At 56.0% G+C, this 14,282-nt stretch carries 18 protein-coding genes; 7 read left to right on the forward strand and 11 right to left on the reverse strand.

Features of this window, described 5'->3' with window-relative positions:
- Nucleotides 1–66: 66 nt before the first annotated feature.
- Both ACX9GU_RS05905 and ACX9GU_RS05910 read left to right on the forward strand, forming a co-directional pair.
- The gene (locus ACX9GU_RS05905) at nucleotides 67–357 is read left to right on the forward strand and encodes a CopG family ribbon-helix-helix protein (protein WP_179247043.1); all 291 of its coding nucleotides are present in this window, start codon (nucleotides 67–69) and stop codon (nucleotides 355–357) included.
- Complete coding sequence (locus tag ACX9GU_RS05910; RefSeq protein ID WP_473194130.1) at nucleotides 354–641, forward strand: type II toxin-antitoxin system RelE/ParE family toxin; 288 nt, start codon at nucleotides 354–356, stop codon at nucleotides 639–641. The genes ACX9GU_RS05905 and ACX9GU_RS05910 overlap by 4 nt, the downstream gene beginning before the upstream one ends.
- 47 nt (nucleotides 642–688) lie before the next feature.
- Here ACX9GU_RS05910 and nrdF read toward each other — a convergent pair whose 3' ends face one another.
- The 5 genes from nrdF to ACX9GU_RS05935 form a co-directional block, all read right to left on the reverse strand.
- Nucleotides 689–1,648, reverse strand: coding sequence for a class 1b ribonucleoside-diphosphate reductase subunit beta (nrdF, locus tag ACX9GU_RS05915; protein ID WP_473194131.1), 960 nt, complete (start codon nucleotides 1,646–1,648; stop codon nucleotides 689–691).
- A gap of 8 nt (nucleotides 1,649–1,656) precedes the next feature.
- Complete coding sequence (gene nrdE / locus ACX9GU_RS05920; RefSeq protein ID WP_473194132.1) at nucleotides 1,657–3,801, reverse strand: class 1b ribonucleoside-diphosphate reductase subunit alpha; 2,145 nt, start codon at nucleotides 3,799–3,801, stop codon at nucleotides 1,657–1,659.
- Nucleotides 3,783–4,184, reverse strand: coding sequence for a class Ib ribonucleoside-diphosphate reductase assembly flavoprotein NrdI (gene nrdI, locus ACX9GU_RS05925; protein WP_021807625.1), 402 nt, complete (start codon nucleotides 4,182–4,184; stop codon nucleotides 3,783–3,785). The genes nrdE and nrdI overlap by 19 nt, the downstream gene beginning before the upstream one ends.
- An 8-nt stretch (nucleotides 4,185–4,192) precedes the next feature.
- Nucleotides 4,193–4,429: a glutaredoxin-like protein NrdH gene (nrdH, locus tag ACX9GU_RS05930; RefSeq protein ID WP_473194133.1), complete on the reverse strand. Its 237-nt coding sequence runs from the start codon at nucleotides 4,427–4,429 to the stop codon at nucleotides 4,193–4,195.
- 266 nt (nucleotides 4,430–4,695) lie between these two features.
- Entirely contained in the window at nucleotides 4,696–5,127 is a 432-nt protein-coding gene (locus ACX9GU_RS05935; protein ID WP_473194134.1) for a carboxymuconolactone decarboxylase family protein, read from the reverse strand.
- Nucleotides 5,128–5,226: 99 nt separating this feature from the next.
- Here ACX9GU_RS05935 and pdxR point away from each other — a divergent pair, with 99 nt between their 5' ends.
- A complete protein-coding gene (pdxR, locus tag ACX9GU_RS05940) occupies nucleotides 5,227–6,669 on the forward strand; it encodes a MocR-like pyridoxine biosynthesis transcription factor PdxR (RefSeq protein WP_473194135.1) in 1,443 nt (480 codons plus the stop codon).
- 66 nt (nucleotides 6,670–6,735) lie between these two features.
- Here the strand turns inward: pdxR and ACX9GU_RS05945 are convergent, their stop codons facing one another.
- A complete protein-coding gene (locus ACX9GU_RS05945; protein WP_179247050.1) occupies nucleotides 6,736–7,044 on the reverse strand; it encodes an ElaB/YgaM/YqjD family protein in 309 nt (102 codons plus the stop codon).
- A 261-nt stretch (nucleotides 7,045–7,305) separates the two neighbouring features.
- Between ACX9GU_RS05945 and asr the strand changes: the two genes are divergently transcribed.
- Nucleotides 7,306–7,776, forward strand: coding sequence for an acid resistance repetitive basic protein Asr (gene asr, locus ACX9GU_RS05950; RefSeq protein WP_473194136.1), 471 nt, complete (start codon nucleotides 7,306–7,308; stop codon nucleotides 7,774–7,776).
- A 193-nt stretch (nucleotides 7,777–7,969) separates the two neighbouring features.
- On the opposite strand, the gene ACX9GU_RS05955 is transcribed toward asr, so the two are convergent.
- Nucleotides 7,970–8,350, reverse strand: a complete 381-nt coding sequence (locus tag ACX9GU_RS05955) for a DUF4440 domain-containing protein (RefSeq protein WP_473194137.1) — start codon at nucleotides 8,348–8,350, stop codon at nucleotides 7,970–7,972.
- The gene (locus ACX9GU_RS05960) at nucleotides 8,350–9,729 is read right to left on the reverse strand and encodes an MFS transporter (protein WP_473194138.1); all 1,380 of its coding nucleotides are present in this window, start codon (nucleotides 9,727–9,729) and stop codon (nucleotides 8,350–8,352) included. The genes ACX9GU_RS05955 and ACX9GU_RS05960 overlap by 1 nt, the downstream gene beginning before the upstream one ends.
- Nucleotides 9,730–9,835: 106 nt before the next feature.
- Between ACX9GU_RS05960 and ACX9GU_RS05965 the strand changes: the two genes are divergently transcribed.
- Nucleotides 9,836–10,732 (forward strand): LysR family transcriptional regulator, encoded by an 897-nt coding sequence (locus ACX9GU_RS05965; protein ID WP_473194139.1) that lies wholly within the window; start codon nucleotides 9,836–9,838, stop codon nucleotides 10,730–10,732.
- Here the strand turns inward: ACX9GU_RS05965 and ACX9GU_RS05970 are convergent.
- Entirely contained in the window at nucleotides 10,692–11,720 is a 1,029-nt protein-coding gene (locus ACX9GU_RS05970; RefSeq protein ID WP_473194140.1) for an alpha/beta hydrolase family protein, read from the reverse strand. The two genes, ACX9GU_RS05965 and ACX9GU_RS05970, sit on opposite strands and share 41 nt — an antisense overlap.
- 143 nt (nucleotides 11,721–11,863) lie before the next feature.
- Here ACX9GU_RS05970 and ACX9GU_RS05975 point away from each other — a divergent pair, with 143 nt between their 5' ends.
- Nucleotides 11,864–12,868 carry a helix-turn-helix domain-containing protein gene (locus ACX9GU_RS05975; RefSeq protein ID WP_473194141.1) on the forward strand — a complete coding sequence of 335 codons (1,005 nt, stop codon included), beginning with the start codon at nucleotides 11,864–11,866 and terminating at the stop codon, nucleotides 12,866–12,868.
- Between the two features lie 103 nt (nucleotides 12,869–12,971).
- Nucleotides 12,972–13,310, forward strand: coding sequence for a DUF2002 family protein (locus tag ACX9GU_RS05980; RefSeq protein ID WP_021807637.1), 339 nt, complete (start codon nucleotides 12,972–12,974; stop codon nucleotides 13,308–13,310).
- A 27-nt stretch (nucleotides 13,311–13,337) separates the two neighbouring features.
- Here the strand turns inward: ACX9GU_RS05980 and ACX9GU_RS05985 are convergent, their stop codons facing one another.
- A complete protein-coding gene (locus ACX9GU_RS05985; RefSeq protein ID WP_059201588.1) occupies nucleotides 13,338–13,784 on the reverse strand; it encodes a DUF1198 family protein in 447 nt (148 codons plus the stop codon).
- A 46-nt stretch (nucleotides 13,785–13,830) separates the two neighbouring features.
- Nucleotides 13,831–14,169, reverse strand: a complete 339-nt coding sequence (locus tag ACX9GU_RS05990) for an MbeD/MobD family mobilization/exclusion family protein (protein ID WP_021178945.1) — start codon at nucleotides 14,167–14,169, stop codon at nucleotides 13,831–13,833.
- Nucleotides 14,170–14,282 lie beyond the last annotated feature (113 nt).

Below are 14,282 nucleotides of genomic sequence, written 5' to 3' on the forward strand. Positions count from 1 at the left end.
TATTGAGTATTCAAGAGTGGTGTAGCACAATTGAGCTACATTTTTTGTCATCGCCGAGGTTTGACCATGTCAACCACCACCATCCGCCTGCCTGAAGAACTTAAAGCTCGCGTCGCGGCCGCAGCAGACAATGTTGGCGTGAGTTCTCACAGTTTTATTCTGCAGGCTATTACGGAAAAAACTCAGCGGGAAGAGTTACGTCGCGATTTCGAGGAACAGGCGGAACAGCGTTATGCCAACATTATCGCCACGGGTGAGACCATTTCCTGGGACGATATGCGCGGTTATCTGGAAAGCTATGTAGCCGGAAATAGCACGGCCACCCAGCCTGTAGCGAAAAAACTGGGGGGGCGATGACCAAAATCGAGTTGGCGCCAGAGGTCAGGGATGATATCGAGCGTATTCTCGACGATTTGGCGCATTATGAGGTAGCCGATACCGGGCAGCGAATTCAGGAGATTATCCAGGCGATTACGGTACTGGAACATAATCCGTTGATTGGCAGGCCACTTGGCTCAGGAACGCGTGAGTTGATTATTGGCCAGCAAACGCGAGGATATTTGGCGCTTTATAAGTACGTGCCCGATATTGATACGGTATTTGTTCTGGCCATCCGTAGCCAGAAGGAACTGGGTTATTAATTGTTGAGGTTTTAGCTAGAGGCGCAGCATCCTGTTCCCTATCAGGCTCAGAATTCCCAGTCTTCATCTTCGGTATTCACCGCTTTGCCCATCACATAGGAAGAGCCGGAGCCGGAGAAGAAATCGTGGTTCTCATCGGCGTTGGGTGACAGCGCCGACAGGATCGCCGGATCCACTTGTGCCATTGCCGGTGGGAACAGCGCCTCGTAGCCCAGATTCATCAGCGCCTTGTTGGCGTTATAGTGCAGGAAGGTTTTCACCTCTTCCGTCCAGCCCACCCCGTCGTAGAGCTCTGCGGTATAACGCACCTCGTTGTCGTACAGATCCTGCAGCAAATCGAAGGCAAAGTTCTTCACCTGCTGGCGGCGGGCCGGGCTGGCCTGCTCTAAACCTTTCTGGAACTTGTAGCCGATATAGTAGCCATGCACCGCCTCATCGCGAATGATCAGGCGGATCAGATCGGCGGTGTTGGTCAGCTTGGCCCGGCTCGACCAGTACATGGGCAGGTAAAAGCCGGAATAGAACAGGAACGACTCCAGAAACACGCTGGCGACCTTTTTCAACAGCGGATCGTCGCTGCGATAGTGCGCCAGAATGATGCTGGCTTTTTTCTGTAGCGTGGCGTTTTCCTCGCTCCAACGGTAAGCCTCGTCAACATCCCGGGTTTGGCACAGGGTGGAGAATATCGAACTGTAGGAACGGGCGTGTACCGCCTCCATAAAGCTGATGTTGGAATACACCGCCTCTTCGTGCGGGGTGATGGAATCGGCGATCAGCGCCGGAGCGCCAACAGTATTCTGGATGGTATCCAGCAGCGTCAGCCCGGTAAACACGCGGATGGTGAGCTGTTGTTCCTTGGCGGTCAGCGTAGCCCAGGACGGAATATCGTTCGACAGCGGCACCTTTTCCGGCAGCCAGAAGTTGCTGGTCAGGCGGTTCCACACCTCCAGATCCTTGTCGTCATCAATCTTGTTCCAGTTGATGGCCTGCACTCGTTGCATTGTCATAATTTTCCTCACAGCGCGCAGGACACGCAGCCCTGCACCTCGGTGCCTTCCAACGCCATCTGGCGCAGGCGGATGTAATAAATGGTCTTGATGCCTTTACGCCAGGCGTAGATTTGCGCGCGGTTAATATCGCGGGTGGTGGCGGTATCGCGAAAGAACAGCGTCAGCGACAACCCCTGATCCACATGCTGCGTGGCGGCGGCGTAGGTATCGATAATCTTTTCCGGGCCAATTTCGTAGGCATCCTGGTAATACTCCAGGTTGTCGTTGGTCATGTAGGGGGCTGGGTAATAGACCCGGCCAATCTTGCCCTCCTTGCGGATCTCGATGCGTGAGACGATCGGATGAATGCTGGAGGTCGAGTTATTGATGTAGGAGATGGAGCCGGTAGGCGGCACCGCCTGCAGGTTCTGGTTATACAGCCCGTGCATCATCACCGCAGCGCGCAGTGCCAACCATTCCTCACGCCCAGGTATGGCGATATTGGCGTTGGCGAACAGCTCACGCACCCGCGCGGTTTTTGGCTGCCACGCCTGCTCGATGTATTTGCTGAAATACTCTCCGCTGGCGTAGTTGGAGTCCTCGAAACCGGTAAAACTGCTGCCGCGAGCTATTGCCAGCCGGTTTGAGGCGAGCAGGGCGTGGTAGGTCACGGTGTAGAAATAGATATTGGTGAAATCGATCCCTTCGTCCGAACCGTAAAAGATGCGCTCGCGTGCCAGATAGCCGTGCAGGTTCATCTGGCCCAGGCCGATGGCATGGGAGGCCTGATTCCCGGCGGCGATAGACGGCACCGAGCCGATATCGCTCATATCCGCTACCGCCGTCAGCCCGTAGATCGCGGTTTCCACCGCTTTGCCGAAGTCTGGCGCATCCATGACTTTGGCAATGTTCAGCGAACCAAGGTTGCAGGAGATATCTTTGCCGATCTCGGCATAGCTCAGGTCCTGATGGTAACGGCTGGCGCTGTTGACCTGCAGGATCTCCGAGCACAGGTTGCTCATATTGATGCGCCCGGCGATCGGATTGCTGCGGTTGACCGTATCTTCAAACATCATGTACGGATAACCGGATTCGAACTGGATCTCCGCCAGCAGTTGGAAAAACTCACGGGCGTTGATGCGGGATTTGCGGATGCGTTTGTCATCCACCATCTCACGGTATTTTTCGCTAACGCTAATCTCTGACAGCGGCGTGCCGTATACCTGCTGCACGTCGTAGGGAGAGAACAAGTACATCTCTTCGTTGTTTTTTGCCAGCTCGAAGGTGATATCCGGGATCACTACCCCCAGCGACAGGGTTTTGATGCGGATCTTTTCGTCGGCATTTTCCCGCTTGGTATCCAGGAAGCGCAGAATATCGGGGTGATGGGCGTGCAGATACACCGCCCCGGCGCCTTGACGAGCCCCCAGCTGATTGGCGTAAGAAAAGGCATCCTCCAGCATTTTCATTATCGGGATCACTCCGGAAGACTGGTTCTCAATGCGCTTGATCGGCGCACCAACCTCGCGGATATTGCTCAGCAGAAAGGCCACACCGCCGCCGCGTTTGGAGAGTTGCAGTGCCGAATTCACCGCGCGGCCAATCGACTCCATATTGTCTTCAATACGCAGCAGGAAACAGGAAACCAGCTCGCCGCGCTGCTGTTTGCCGCAGTTGAGGAAGGTGGGCGTCGCGGGTTGGAAGCGCCCGGAGATGATCTCTTCCACCAGATCCTGCGCCAGCGCGGTATCGCCCGCCGCCAGCCGTAACGCAACCATGCACACCCGGTCTTCATAGCGTTCCAGATAGCGCTGGCCATCGAAAGTTTTCAGCGTATAGCTGGTGTAATACTTGAAGGCGCCGAGGAAGGTCTCGAAGCGGAATTTCCTGGCATAGGCCTGCTGGAACAGCTGCTTGATAAAGGGGAACTCATACTGCTCCAGCACCGCCGCTTCGTAATAGCCCTCATCCACCAGATAGCGCAATTTCTCCGCCAGATTGTGGAAGAACACGGTGTTTTGGTTCACGTGCTGCAAAAAGTATTGCCTGGCGGCCAGCCGATCCTTATCGAACTGGATGCGCCCTTCGGCGTCGTAAAGGTTGAGCATCGCGTTGAGCGAATGGTAATCCAGCGTGGCGCTGGCGGGTCTGGTCAGTTCTGTCGTTGCCAAAATGCGGTGACTCCCTGTTGAACGATAGCGACGTCTTGTGTGGTGCCGAGTAGCTCAAAACGATAAAGCACCGGTACCTGGCATTTTTTGGCGATGATGTCACCGGCGATGCCATACGCTGCGCCGAAATTGGTGTTACCTGCGGCAATCACACCGCGCAGGTAACCGCGATTCTGTGGATCATTGAGAAAACGGATCACCTGGATCGGTACGGCACCGACGCTGCTGCCGCCGCCGTAACTGGGCACGATCAGGATATAAGGGTGCTCCATCAGCACTTTTTTACTGCCCGCGATCGGGATGCGTATCGCGGGCAGTGCCAGCTTCTCAACGAATCTGTGGGTGTTCTCCGAACTGCTGGAGAAGTAGACCAGCGGATCCATGGCACACCTCAGGAGGTTAGGGCGTTAGCTAACGCGCCGATCTTGTCCGGGCGGAAACCAGACCAGTGATCGTTACCGGCGATAATCACCGGAACCTGCTGATAGCCCAGTGCTTTAACATGGTTCAGCGCCTGCTGATCCTGGGTCAGATCGACCACGCGATAGTCGATCCCTTGTCTATCCAGGGCACGGTAGGTGGCATTGCACTGGACACAATCTGGTTTAGTGTAAATAATAATACTCATGATTCGCATTTACCTTTTGTGTTGAAGGAAAGGCGGATAAGTCAGAAAGTTGAGCATGATAGGGCGTTTCTGACGGCGTCACCAACCCAAGCGTTTCCCCCTGTGTTGATGAATGAATACTATATGTGGATATTTATATTATCAACATCACTATATGTGGTGTTTTTCGGTTTTTGGTGCGCAGGCCGCGCCGAGGCTGGAAAATCGGTGGGGAAATATTTTTTGCGATGAGGATCGAGCAGGCCGGGTTGCCCCGGCCAGCAAAATTACTGCCGCATGCTGACTGCCAGGCGGTTAAAGGCGTTCATAATGCTGATGGCAAAGGTCAGATCGCTGATTTCGGCATCGCTGAAATGGGCTTTCAGGGCGTCAAAGGCACTGTCCGGTGCGCCGGTTGCCGCAATCAGGGTGACCGCTTCGGCCCATTCCAACGCGGCACGTTCTGCCTCGCTGAATTCATGGCTGACGCGCCAGCCCGCCAACGTATCCAGCTTGGCGTGGCTCGCTCCCCCTGCACGCAGCGCCTTGCCGTGCATATCCAGGCAGAAAGCGCAGCCGTTGATCTGCGAAACGCGCATAAACATCAACTCAATGATCGCTTTATCCAGCGAGCTTTTCTCTAACCCGCCCAATGCGCTCACCATGGCTTTATAAGGAGCCGGTGACAGTTCGGCGTACTGCAAACGTTGCTTGATCATGTTCAAACCTCGGATTAATGACGTAACCAATGTATGGCGCTACTTTAGCCGCGATATGGTCTATGCTATAGAGCCATAAAATGATTATTTAACCAGGCCATGACACGCCATATTTTTGCTTCCTTATGCCTGGATCACCAACAGGCAGAGCCCCTATACCGGCAGATCTATCTGCGGATCAAAGATGCTATCGTGCAGGGAACCCTGGTAGCTAACAGCCGTTTGCCTTCGGTGCGCGGCTTGGCTAGCGATCTGGGGGTAGCCCGTGCAACGGTTGAGAATGCCTACGCTGCGCTGGTGGCCGAAGGTTTTCTGCAAAGCCGGGGCCAGGCGGGAACCTATGTCTCCTCCCAGTTGCTGAAAATGCCTGAGCGCCCCAAGCTGTCAGCGGTACCCACCTTGGCGACTCCTGCCCCCTCCGCATTTCAGTCTCATCCCGCCGGGCCGACTCAACCCTTCCAGCTTGGCCTACCCGCGCTGGATGCCTTCCCACGGGCGGTATGGCAGCGCATCGTTGCCCGACAGCTGCGTGGCACCACGATGGCCTCACTGGCACACCCGCCACCTAATGGCCTGCCGGAACTGCGCGAGGCAATCGTGCATTACCTGCACCTTTCCCGTGGCATCGTCTGTCGGCCGGAACAGGTATTTATCTGCGCGGGTTATCAGGCTTTGATAGAGCTGGTGATCAACGCGTTGTTGCAGCCGGGAGAGGCGGTCTGGCTGGAAGACCCAGGTTATCCGGTTACCCAGCCGCTGTTTAGCGCCGCCGGAATGCAAATTGTCCCAGTGCCGGTTGATGAGGAAGGGATGGATATTGATGCAGGTATTGCCACCCGGCCAGACGCCCGCATGGCGGTGCTGACGCCGACTCACCAAAGCCCACTGGGGGTTACCCTCAGCCTGGCCAGGCGTATGGCGCTGCTGGATTGGGCGACCCGTCACTCGGCATGGATCATCGAAGACGATTACGACAGCGAATGTCGCTACTACGGCAAACCCTTGCCACCGCTAAAAAGCCTCGACCGTCAGGGGCGGGTGCTGTACGCCGGGACCTTCAGCAAAACCCTGTTTCCGGCGTTACGCATGGCCTATCTGGTGGTGCCCGCAGAGCAAACGGCGGCTTTTGAGCGCTGTAGCCAGCTGCGAGGCTGCGGTTGCCCACCGTTACTGCAAGCCGGAGTGGCCGATTTTATCAACGGCGGGCATTTTTACCGCCATCTGAAGCGCATGCGGTTGCTGTATCGCCAGCGTCGCGCATGGTTGGTGCAGGCCCTGACACAGCGGCTTGCAGACTATTTGACGGTGGCACCGCAGGCAGGGGGCATCCAGATGCTGGCTCATTTGCAAGCAGGGCTCAATGACCGCGAGCTGGCGAAGAGAGCTTGGCAACAGGGGTTATCGATACAGGCATTGTCGGATTGGCAAATGTCTACGCCTGCCGATAATGGCTTATTGATGGGCTTTGGCAACTTCACCAGCTATAGCGAAGCGGAGCGCGCGGTGGAACGGCTGGCGGCGATTATCGAGAGCGGAAAATAAAGCGGCCCACGGAAAACCGTGGGCCAGACGCACATCTGTTTTTATGGTTAAAACCAGCTACATGGGTTAACGCCGTGCAAGCAAGACGCCGAGGACGATACCAACAGCGGCACCGATGCCTACGCCCTGCCAAGGCTTGTCTCGTACATAGCTATCGGCATTGCCAACTACGTCGCGAGCATGTTGTGTCAGGCTGCTGGAACCGCTGAAGCGTGCACGGGCATCGCGCAATATCCCTTTTGCCTTGCTGTGCAGTTCATGCAGTTCTTCTTTGGTCTTGCTGCTGGAATCGCGTAATACTTCATCCAGCGTATCGGCCAGCAGGTTCACGTCCTGATCGATGTCTCGTTCTACTTTATCTGTCTTGTTAAACATTCGACTCTCCGTTACGACACATGTCCTTTAAGTGTAGACCATTTTGGGAAGTGTGCTGGCGATCACGAAAATTAATGGCTATCCCCACGAAAAACGAAGCTTTTTTCGGGCCTGACCCCAGCCTGAGGGCCTGACTACAAGCTCTGTACATTTGGTTACTCAGCGAAACCAATCACTCACGGAAGCGGCGAATTGATTCCTCTATTATCTCCTCAACGGCCCAACCGGGCTTACCGAAAAACACAATCTGAGGATTTAAAGATGAAAAAAGTATTAGCGCTGATCGTTGCTGCCACCATGGGCCTGTCTTCTGTTGCTTTCGCTGCTGATACTGCGGCTGCACCGGCACCCACTGCGGCTCCAACTACTGCGGCTCCTGCGGCTGAGAAAGCTCCAGCTAAAGCGACTCACCACAAGAAAGAACACAAGAAAGCCACCAAAAAAGCAACAGAGCAGAAAGCTCAGGCCGCTAAAAAGCACAGCAAAAAAGCGCCAGTAGCTCAGAAAGCTCAGGCTGCCAAAAAGCATCACAAAGCCGCCACCAAACCCGCTCAAAAAGCTCAGGCCGCTAAAAAACACCACAAAGCTGCCGCGACCAAAGCTCCAGTAGCTCAGAAAGCTCAGGCTGCTAAAAAGCATCACAAAGCCGCAGCTAAACCCGCTCAGAAAGCCCAGGCTGCTAAAAAACACCACAAATCAAGCAAGAAAGCCGCAGCTCCTGCAGCTAAATAAGTGAAGATAGCGGAGCCGTCAAAGGTTCCGCATCCTCTGCTGAATACTCTGACACCCGGTTTTCCGGGTGTCTTCTTTTTGAGGTGAGGTCATCATGATGAACCGCTACCTGTTTGAAGTGATCTTCAGTGCCGTCACGTTATGTGGTCTGGTGGTTGCTTGGCAATTGTTCCTGGCCAGCAGCTTCCTGTAATTATTGCCCGATAGGCGTTTCGTGCAGGTGCAGCCAGCGTAGCCCGTCTGCGCTTTGGGTAAAGACCACGGTAGAATAACGCAGGGTCGCAGGTTGGCCTGGCAGCGTTTGCTTCTCGCGATAGTTGACTACGGCCCCCTCTGGCCATTCTGCGACCATCTTCATTTCTTCGATCGCAATCTCCAGCCCCGGCTTTGCAGCCCGATGCGTCTGGAAAAATCCCTCCAGTTCGTTGGACCCCAGCTTGCTGCCGTTTAGGGCAATCATGCAAAAATCTGCCTGAAACCGCGCCAAGAGCGGTTGCAATTCCCCAGCCCCTTTTCCCAGCCAGTCGGCGATAGCCACATGGGCGTCAATCACTTCGGTAAAATAACGATTCATCAGGATCCCTGTTCAGCGTTGAGATGGCGCACGATGGCGCGGTTGGTAATACGCAGGCACAGCAGCATCGGGAACAGCGTACTGGCTGCGGCGAGATAAAAACAGTAACGATAGGCCACGAGCGCTTCCATATGGCCGAGCAACAGATTGAGCAACAGACTGAGCAGGGTAACGCCAAAGCAAAAGCTCAACTGGCGGTTGATATTCCATAGGGCGCTGGTATCGGCCAACTGGGTGTCGGCAATGGTGAGAAAGGCGCAGCTTTGTGCCGTGCTGCTACACAGGCTGCCACCCAGCCCCATCAAGGCAAACGCGAAGATTTGCCAGCTATGCTGCCCGGCATCGCCGATCTGCGATAAGGCCAGCATCCCCAGCCCTTGCAAAGCACAACCGGCAATAAACAGCGGACGCGGGCCGCAACGGTTGAAAACCTTGCCGGTCAGGGTGATGGCGGCGAAAGAGGCCAGTGACCAGGGAACCATCAGCCCGCCCACCTGAGTGGCCGACATACCTAGCTGGTTTTGCAGATACAGCATAGCCACCAGGCTGACGCCGATGAACAGACCAGGGATGCACTGGTAGACGATCATGGCGATACGCAATTGTGGGTCCCGCACCAACCGCAGGTTCAGCAGCGGGTGTGGATGGCGCAGGCTGTGCCGCAGGTAGTAAGCAAACACTAACAGCCCAGCGAACAGCAAGATAGCGCCTTGCAACAGCAAATGGGGTTCGCTCAGACGGGTCAGGCCAAGCAGGATCAAGGTGAGTGCCAGGCAGGCGCTAATCAGCCCGGTGACGTCCAGCCGCTTAACCTCGCTGGCCGCAGGCTCGTTACGCAGCCACAGAACAGCCAACAGCAGAGCCAGCGCCGCCAGCGGCAGGTTGCTGAAGAACACCCAGCGCCAGTCAAGATGGTCGACAATCAGGCCGCCCAATGCCGGGGATAGCGCCGGAGCCAGCAGCCCCACCAGCATGATGGCGGCAGAAAGCCCGGCGCGTTCATGGCTGCGAAACAGCTGATAGGTGAGCGTTTGGCCAATCGGGATCAGCAACCCTCCGCCCATACCTTGTATCACCCGCCAGCCGATCAGTGCTTCGATCGAGCCAGCGCGGCCTGCCGCCGTGGTAGCCAACATAAACAGCACCAACGACAGCAGAAAGACCCGCCGCCCCCCAATGCGTTGCGCTAGCCAGGCGCTGAGCGGGATCACCAGCGTCAGGCCAAGCAGGTAACCGTTGCTGATCCAGGCCAGTTGGCTGATGCTGGCCTGCAAGGCGTGGCCAATCGCCGGGTAGGCGACGTTGGCGATAAACATGTTGATCAGATCGACAAAGAATCCGAGCAGATAGACGATTGCCACTTTAGTGCGATAAGCCATGAAGCCTCCGGTTGAAGGCGTGCAGTGTAGCGGGCGGGAAAGGGCTGATAAATCGGCGCTGGGCGATTACACTGTCAAAAATATTTTGACAGTGGGTCGGCGAAAGATGCTCAATTTAGCCAGGTTAGCGATGTTTGCGGCGGTGGTCGACACCGGCAGTTTTACCGCTGCGGCGGAGGCACTGGGGCAAACCAAGGCGGTGGTCAGCTTTAATATCAAACAGTTGGAAAGCGAGCTAGGCGTTTCATTGCTGGTGCGCAGTACGCGGCGGCTGTCACTGACCGATGCTGGCGAGCGTTTTTATCCACGTTGCCAACGGCTATTACAGGATGCGGAATACCTGCTCGACGATGTGCGCCGCGATCATCATGGCTTGAGTGGCATTCTGCGCATTACCAGTACGCCGGAATATGGTGCGCAGGTGGTGGTTCCGGCCTTGGCCGCCTTCGCGCAGTTGCATCCGCGCTTACGCATTCAGCATGTATCTTCTTCCTACCACGCGGATTTGATTTCCGAGCGGTTTGACGTGGCTATCCGCTTGGGTCAGTTGGCGGACTCCAATCATCATGCAGCGCTGATCGATAACTTCGCTATCTTGCCGGTGGCGGCACCGGCCTATCTGGCACAGTGGCCGATCGCGTCATTGCCTCAACTGGCTCAGGCTGCCTGGCTGGCCCACAGCCGCCTCCCTTCGCCGCTGAGTTGGCCAGTGCTCACCCCTGAACGTCAGGCGGTGTTGTTCAGGGTGGAAGATGACGCCAGGCTGATGGCCGATAGTGCCACTGCGTTGCTGACTTTCGCGTTACAGGGGGCGGGAGTGGCCCTGCTGCCAGAATGGCTGGTACGGCCCGTTATTGCTAACGGGCAATTGTGCCACCTGCTGCCTGATCACCAGTTCCCGGTACAGAGCATTTATGCGCTCTATCCCAACACGCGCCATGTGCCGGAGAAGGTCCGGGCGTTTATCGATTTCCTGCGGGCGCGGATAGCCATGGCTGAATAAAAGCCAGCACGGCAGCGATGGTTTGCTGGTGGGCGCGTTCACGCTCGGTGGGAGAAGAGCCACAGATAAAGGCTTCCCCTTCTTCTGCTAATATCTCCGGGGCGGCTGGGGTGCAAAGCTGTAAGAAATCGAAGTGATTGCTGCCCGGCAAAACGACGGCCTTGATTGGCTGCTGCCCGCTGTGCGTTGCTAGCGACTCAGCTCCCAGACTTTCCGGATCGTTACCCGGCATAAAATGTTGTGCGGCGATGACCAGCAGCGGCGCGCTGATTTGGTGCAGGCTGGCCGGTTGCAGATAGGGCACCATGCCTGGGTCCAGAGCGATGGCGAAGCGGATGCGGGCATCGGTGTAATTAGCGTCAAACTGGGTGGCAGAGATACTGTTCTTGTTAACACCGGCATAAAACAGGCAGTTAGGCGAGCGTGGTTGATGTTGGCAACCGGCAATAAAATCCTTTAACGCGACCCGGCCACCAATCGCAGAGATGGCGCTGTAACCCCCTTTGGAATGCCCCGCCACGCCAATGGCCTGTGCGTTGATCCGCACCTGCCATGTGCCATCCTTGAGCATGGCGTCGATCAGCGCCGAGATATCGCGCGTTTGTTGCCACAGTTCGAGCGATTTTGCCGGGATGGAATCACCGCTGGTACTGCCCGGATGATTGGCTGCAACCACGATCGTTCCTTGTTCCACCAACGCCTTCGCCAGCCAGGCTTGGCTGCTATTGTTGCCACCGCTGCCGTGGCTGATGATCACCAAGGGAAAATGCCCGGTTGCTGGCGGGGCGTCTGGCAGAGCAGGGATCCCTGCAAATACCGGCCTGCCGCCAACCTGTTGCAGCTGGTCTTGAGCGTTTGTGGGGTAATAGATACGGGTGACCAATGGGCGTTCGCCGTTATAAAACGTTTGCAGGCGGCTGGCAACCTGCCAGGGCGCGGCGGTGGCTAAACTGCTAAATAGCAGGCACAAGATCCATAACTTTTTCATGATGACTCCTTCAAGGGGAAAATCAAACCATCGCATCCGCGTTCTCCTGGCGCGACCTCGATCGCGATCCAGGTCGTTAAGCGATTGTTTTAGCTGATTATGGTCTCTACACTGGGGCGTCCCCGAATCACCACTGAGGTAACATGCCGCTTATCCCGCTGTCTTTTCTCTTCAGCCTGTTGTGCCTGGCGTTGATCGTGCGTCTTGGTTGGCCACGGCCACACCGTTGGCTGCTACAGCTGTTGCTGTTGATCTGCGCCTGGCAAAGCCTGCTGGTGGGGAGCCGTTTTGGCTATCAGCAACCTTGGGTCGCTATTTTGCAACCGCTGGGGGCTGCCCTGATCCCGCCCTTGTGTTATCTGGTGCTAATGCTGCAAGCCCGTGGGCCGATGGGCTGGCGCATTGTTGGGCATCTGACGTTCCCGCTGCTGGTGTTATTGGTACAGTGGCGCGCCTTGGCGGCGCTGGATGGGCTGATCGTTATTGGCTATCTCGGTTATGGCGCAGCTATTTTGCTGTACCTGCGGCGCGGCGAGAATGCCTTGCAGCAGGTGGCGCTGGCGGACAGTTGGCTGAGCTATCGCTTATGGTGCGGATTGGGCGGCCTGCTGATCGTCTGCGGCCTGACCGAATTGGCGATCACTCTGGATTATTCGCTATTAGCCGGGAGACATGCTGGCGCATTGGCGGCCTTTGGCAATGTGATGATGGTCTTGGGAGTCGGATTGGTGCTTGGCCGTGATCGCCAACAGCCGGAACCCGAAGAACAGCCCTTGCCACCAGCGAAAGTCGAGGCGCTAACAGAGGATGACGAGCTCTGCTTTGAACTGATCAACCAACGGCTACGCCAGGACGATCTCTATCTGGAACCGTTGCTGAACCTGGCACGGTTAGCGCGCAAGGTGGGCATACCGGCACGTAAGGTCTCCCAGGCGATTAACCAGCAGGCGGGGATGAACGTATCCCAATACGTGAATCAATTACGTATTCAGCAAGCGGCGCAGTGGTTGAGCAGCAGCGATCGCCCGGTGACCGAGATTATGCTGGAGGCCGGTTTCAGCACCAAATCCAACTTTAACCGTGAGTTTCTGCGGGTTCAGGGGATGAGCCCCAGCGAATGGCGTAGACAGCAGGCGGGGGGCCTATAGCTGCAGATTATTCCTAAACCAGAATGAGTACGGATAAATTAATTGTTTCATCTCCTGATTACGGTAAGGTCGCAAAGCTACCCAGAACTGAGAGGAGAAATAGATGTATTTACGGCCGGATGAAGTGGCTAAGGTGTTAGAGAGTACCGGTTTTGAGCGTGATTATATCACCGATCAGACCTACGGTTTTCGCAAGGGCGAGCACTACGTGTATGTGAATCGGGAAGCGCGAATGGGCAGAATGGCGTTGGTGATCCACCCGGCGCTAAAAGAGAAGAGCCTCCATTTTGCCACGCCCACCTCGTTGATGCGTAACAGCGAGCAGTATCTTGAGTTTCCCCTGGATTTAAGCGGTGATACGCCCAACACGCGTTACGGCATTCCTCACGGTTTCAGCTCCCGCGATGCGCTCTCGCGCTATCTCTACAGCATGTTCCTTTAAACTCTCCCCCGTGAGCGGGGGAAAGCTTCACCAGTTGCCCAGCGCTTCCCGGTTATAGCGTTCGTTGTAGGCCCGGCGGAACTGCGCCAGTTCAAACGCATCCAGATCCAGTTCGGCAAAGTAAAACAGCGCCGCCTCGGTGTGCTCGGCGTGCAGTTCCGGCGACAGCCCGGCGCGCAGCAGCGTTTCCCGCCACAGGCCAATCTGCTCATCGTCCGCCTGCTTGATAAACGTCAGGTAGATAAACAGCATATAGGCGGCCTGATGCATCTCTTCGGTATAACCGTTGTTCAACATGCGGATAAAGCTTTGGCTGTGGCGGTTGCCCATTTCCTGCAGCATGGACTCCACCAGCATCGGTTTTACTTTCAGCAAATGCGCCAGTGAATCTATCGCCTTGCGGGTGTCGGAGGTCAGGACACGATAGCCAATAATGAAAACTACGATCAGGGCGGCGATGATGATCCACGTCATGTATGATTTTTACCGTCTTGGTGCGCAGCATCCGCGCCCGAAATTGTCAGTGTTGCTCGCCGCTGAAATTGTCTGCGGCCCGTTGTTTATTATGGACATGGCGATTAAAGGTGGCGGCATCTTGTGCCAGCGCATCCAAATGGGCACCCAGCATCTTGATCTGCTTGACCAGGGCATGCTGTTCCGGCACCGAACTGGCGGTGCTTAGTTTGTTGACCAGTTGTTCATTCTGCATGCGCAGCGCGATTTCACGCCGTTGCGCTTCGGCCAGCTGCTGTTGCAGAGCCTGGTAGCTTTGTTGCCATTCACGGTGCTGCTGTTCGAAGCTGGCTTGTAACTCATTCATTGCATTCTGAAACTGGATTTCCAGCTCGCGCATATTCATGGGTTGGATCCTTTGCGGCACTCAATAATGGCCTGCAGTATAACGAAAACCGCTCACAACCTCACCCGTTGCCGTCAATTCCTTACTTGCAACCCTGGCAAGGCGTCTTACAA

It is taken from the genome of Serratia sp. K1WW1, from assembly GCF_055790865.1.